General features: G+C 65.6%; 2 protein-coding genes. One reads left to right on the forward strand and one right to left on the reverse strand.

From position 1 onward, the window contains the following. The first annotated feature begins 130 nt into the window (after positions 1–130). Complete coding sequence (locus GO608_RS01535) at positions 131–919, forward strand: tyrosine-type recombinase/integrase (RefSeq protein ID WP_247002740.1); 789 nt, start codon at positions 131–133, stop codon at positions 917–919. Positions 920–1,105: 186 nt separating this feature from the next. On the opposite strand, the gene istB is transcribed toward GO608_RS01535, so the two are convergent. Next, positions 1,106–1,745, reverse strand: a 640-nt coding sequence (istB, locus tag GO608_RS01540; protein ID WP_247002742.1) for an IS21-like element ISAzo4 family helper ATPase IstB, incomplete at its 5' end; no start/stop codon positions are given.

Raw genomic sequence — 1,745 nt, forward strand, 5'->3', positions numbered from 1 at the left:
GGACTAAACCGCTCGCGCGGTAGGGCGTGCTGAACCGCTTCGGACGGTCAGGACGTCGCGGGTGTGCATTGGCAGTGCTCTGCCATGTTGGAAATGAGGCGATCCGCCTCGTTTTCGACAGGAGCAAGCCATGGAAACCCAGAAGCCGAGCATCAGTCCGTTGCGCCAGCGCATGATCGAGGACATGCGGATGCGCAAGCTGGGCGATCGAACCCAGGAAGGGTACGTGCGCGCCGTGCGCTACTTCGCGAAGTATCTTGGGCGCTCGCCGGATACCGCGACCGTCGAGGATCTGCGGAACTACCAGCTGTACCTGGTGGATCACGGGACGTCGCCCACGTCGCTCAACGCGGCAATCTGCGGCTTGAAGTTCTTCTTCACCGTCACGCTCGACCGTCCCGAGCTGATGGCCAAGATGCAGCCGGTGCATCTGCCGCGCAAGCTGCCGGTGATCCTGAGCCCGGACGAGGTGAAGCGCCTGATCGCTGCGGCCGGCAACCTGAAACACCAAACCGCCTTGGCACTGGCCTATGCGACGGGCTTGCGCATCAGCGAAGTCGTGTCCTTGAAGGTCGCCGACATCGACAGCCAGCGCATGACGCTGCGGGTTGAACAAGGCAAGGGCCAGAAGGATCGCTATGCGATGCTTTCGCCGTTGCTGCTGCAACGGCTGCGCGTGTGGTGGCGAGTGGCCCATGCGCAGGGCAAGATGCTCGATGGCGGCTGGCTGTTCCCTGGTCAGGATCCGGTCCGACACCTCAGCGCCCGGCAACTCGACCGTGCCATCCACGCAGCCGCCGACGAAGCGGGCATCGACAAGCGGGTATCGATGCACTCGCTGCGCCATGCCTTTGCCACCCACCTGCTGGAGCAGAAGGTCGACATCCGCCTGATCCAGTGCGCATTCCGACGAACGTGACCGCCTGCACCGACGAACGTGACCGGTGGGGTCTGCGCGCGAAGCGTGGTGTTTAGATTCTAACCGCGTCGGTCACGATGACGCTCGATTCGAGGCACGACGCAGGCTTATCCACAGGTGGCCGCCAGCGCGCCTCATACGCTGGCGGGCGGGCGCCTGTGGGTAAGGCGTCTCGCGGGCACGGCCTCATGCCTTTTCCTTTCTTCTCATCGACTCGCCCTTGAGGGCGAGCTTGTGTGCGGCGTGCACGACGCGATCGAGGATCGCATCGGCGAAGGTTGGGTCGCCCAGGTAGGTATGCCAGTGCTCGATCGGCAGTTGGCTGGTGATCACGGTCGAACGCGTGCCGACCCGGTCGTCGAGCAGCTCGAGCAGGTCGCTGCGCTCCTGCGCCGACGGCGCGGCCAGGCCCCAATCGTCGATCACGATCAGGTCCATGCGCGCGAGCTGCATGAGGCGTCGGCTGAAACTGCCGTCGGCGTGCGCGATGCGCAGCTCCTCGAAGAGCCGCGGCAGACGCACGTAGTAGGCCGCGAGGCCCTGCCGGCACGCGGCATTGGCCAGCGCGCAGGCGAGCCAGGTCTTGCCGCAGCCGGTCGGCCCGGTGATGAGGCAGTTCTGGTGATGGCGAATCCATTGACCGGTGCCGAGCGCGGCGATTTGGCTGCGTTCGAGGCCCCGGCCGGCGCGGTAGTCGACGTCCTCCAGGCAGGCGGCAGCGGCTTTGATGCGGGCGGCCTTGAGCAGGCGATCGATGCGTTTGCCGTCGCGCAGCAGGATCTCGCGATCGATGAGCTGGGCGAAGCGCTCCTCGAAGCTGAGCGCA

The sequence above is a fragment of the Aromatoleum buckelii genome, from assembly GCF_012910785.2.
Lineage (GTDB): Bacteria > Pseudomonadota > Gammaproteobacteria > Burkholderiales > Rhodocyclaceae > Aromatoleum > Aromatoleum buckelii.